The sequence below is a fragment of the Streptomyces sp. NPDC050625 genome, assembly GCF_040654755.1.
GTDB lineage: Bacteria > Actinomycetota > Actinomycetes > Streptomycetales > Streptomycetaceae > Streptomyces.
Map to the genome: position 1 here is coordinate 1 of NZ_JBFAIQ010000108.1, position 2,609 is coordinate 2,609.

The 2,609-nt window shown below is 63.4% G+C and carries 3 pseudogenes; all 3 read left to right on the forward strand.

What is annotated here, in order from left to right:
* Window positions 1-93: pseudogene (locus tag AB0I54_RS48055) on the forward strand (IS5/IS1182 family transposase); the annotation flags it as partial.
* 534 nt (window positions 94-627) lie between these two features.
* Window positions 628-2,408: pseudogene (locus AB0I54_RS48060) on the forward strand (reverse transcriptase domain-containing protein).
* A 107-nt stretch (window positions 2,409-2,515) separates the two neighbouring features.
* Window positions 2,516-2,609: pseudogene (locus AB0I54_RS48065) on the forward strand (IS5/IS1182 family transposase); the annotation flags it as partial.

The following is a 2,609-nucleotide window of genomic DNA, read 5'->3' on the forward strand; positions in this document are numbered from 1 at the left end:
CTCTGGGACCTCGGTGTGAAACCGCTGATCGCCCGCCGCGGTACCGACCATGGCTCTGGCCTGGGCACCCAGCGTTGGGTTGTGGAGCGTACGTTGTGCGCCACGAGGCGCTCTGTTTGTATCCCCGGCTGAGCCGGGAGGAACTCGGAAGGAGGTTCCTGGGCCAATGACTTACCTGATGTCGAAAGGCATAGGGGACAAAAGCATGTCAGGAAACCAGTGACCGGGCCCAGTCGTCGGGGGCGGTGTGCTGGGTGGCCCGCGCGATATGGCGAAGACTGAATTGTTTGAAGCCCAATCTCCAGCAGATGCAAGTTCCCATCCGCCGGAAAGACAGCTGTAACCGGCGCCGCGTTCTGCACCAGGCTTCTATAGTTGGCCGGTGCACCTCCGGAGCGCGGAGCGATGCCCAGCGAGGGCATTCAAGGAGATGAGTGGGACGCCTACGTCGCGCTATGACGTACAGCAGAGACGAACGTGGGATCGCCTACGGGACGCGAGTCCTATGGCGACGGAGGCCCCGTAGTAGTCGCCGGAGCAACGCCCGGCCAGGGAGGACGGGAAAGCCGTCCGCAGGGCGAAGGGGGCCAGGTGGTTCGGACACCCGAGACTCGGGAGGTATGCGAAATGCAGAGCGCCGCAACGGTGCTGGGTGTCCTGCGTGAACGCGGCAGGCGGGGCCTGCCGTGCACTGAACTGTATCGACAGCTGTTCAACCCGCAGTTGTATCTGCTGGCCTACGGACGCATCTACGCCAACCATGGCGCGATGACGCCCGGGGTCACGCCGGAAACCGTGGACGGCATGTCGCAGCGAAAGATAGCCCGGATAATTGAGGCGATGCGTCACGAGCGATACCGCTTCCGTCCGGTCAGGCGCGTCCATATCCCGAAAAGCAATGGGAAGACGCGTCCGCTGGGGCTACCGACCTGGTCGGACAAGCTCGTTGGCGAAGTCGTGCGCCTCCTGCTGGAGGCGTATTACGAGCCAACGTTCTCCGACCGCTCGCACGGATTTCGCCCCCGGCGTGGCTGCCATACCGCTTTGCGGGAGGTGGCCCACACCTGGACTGGGACAGCTGGTTTATCGAGGGTGATATCGCCGATTGCTTCGGCAGTCTGGACCACCAAGTCCTTCTGACGATTCTCAGCGAGAAGATCCGTGACCAGCGATTTCTGCGGCTGGTACAGAACATGCTGACAGCCGGATATCTGGAGGACTGGAGGTGGGGAGCCACGCTCTCCGGGGCACCGCAGGGCGGAGTGGCCTCCCCGATCCTGTCCAACATCTACCTGCACAAGTTGGACGAGTTCGTAGAGACAGTGCTGATTCCGGAGTACACCCGAGGGGAACGTCGGGCCCGTAACCCGGCGTATTTGGAGTTACAGAGTCTGCTGCGGACAGTCCGTCAACACGGCGACCGGCCTTTGGCTCGTGCCGTGCGTCGACGGATGACCAGTCTGCCGAGTGCGGACCCGAATGATCCGCACTACCGGAGGCTGCGTTACACCCGCTACGCGGACGATCATCTCCTCGGTTTCACCGGGCCACGAGCCGAGGCCGAGCAGATCAAGCAACGCCTGGCAGCGTTCCTGCATGATGAACTCAAGCTGGAACTCTCCCAGGAGAAGACGCTGATCACTCATGCCCGTACCGGGGCAGCGAGGTTCCTCGGCTATGAGATCACGGTCCAGCACAACGACACGAAGAAGACCGGCCGTTACCGACGGGTCAACGGCCAGATCGCCCTCCGTGTCCCCCGGGACGTGATCAAAGCCAAATGCGTGCCCTATCTCGCCCGCGGAAAGCCCGCGAAGCGAAAGGACCTCGTCAACAGCACCGATCACGCGATCGTTGCCACGTTCGGGGCCGTTTTCCGGGGCATCGTCCAGTACTACCTGCTCGCCGGGGACGTCTCCCGGCTGCACCGGCTGCGCTGGGTCATGGAGACATCCATGCTCAAGACCCTCGCAGCAAAGCACCGTTCGACCGTGCCGAAGATGGCCGCCAAGCACAAGACCAGAATCGACACGGAACGCGGACCCCGAGTCTGCTTCGAGGCCCATATCGAGCGGAAGAACAGGAAGCCACTGGTGGCACGGTTCGGAGGAATCCCCCTTTACCGTCAGCGGTCGGCGAAGATCGTGGACCGCCGGCCGGTCTGGGTGGACTATCCGCACAAAGAGCTCGTCACACGGCTCTTGGCGGACACCTGCGAGATCTGCGGGAGCACTGGTGATGTCACGGTGCATCACATCCGCGCCCTTGCCGACCTCGCTCATGCCGGATGGCCGCCGTCCGACTGGGCGCGCGTCATGCTCGACCGGCGCCGCAAAACGGTCGTGGCCTGCGACACCTGCCACGACCGCATCCACGAGGCACAAACGGCCAGATCATTCACGCCGTGATCACTGGAGAGCCGGATGATAGCGAAAGCGTCAAGTCCGGTTCGGCGGGAGGCCGCGAGGAAAAGGACCTGCCACGGCAGACACCTCGCCGCGCGGCCGACCCAACTGCCCACCTGCACTGGTTCCGTCGCCTGCGCATTCGCTGGGAGGTCCGCGACGACATCCACGAAGCGTTCCTCAGGCTCGCGTGCGCATTGATCT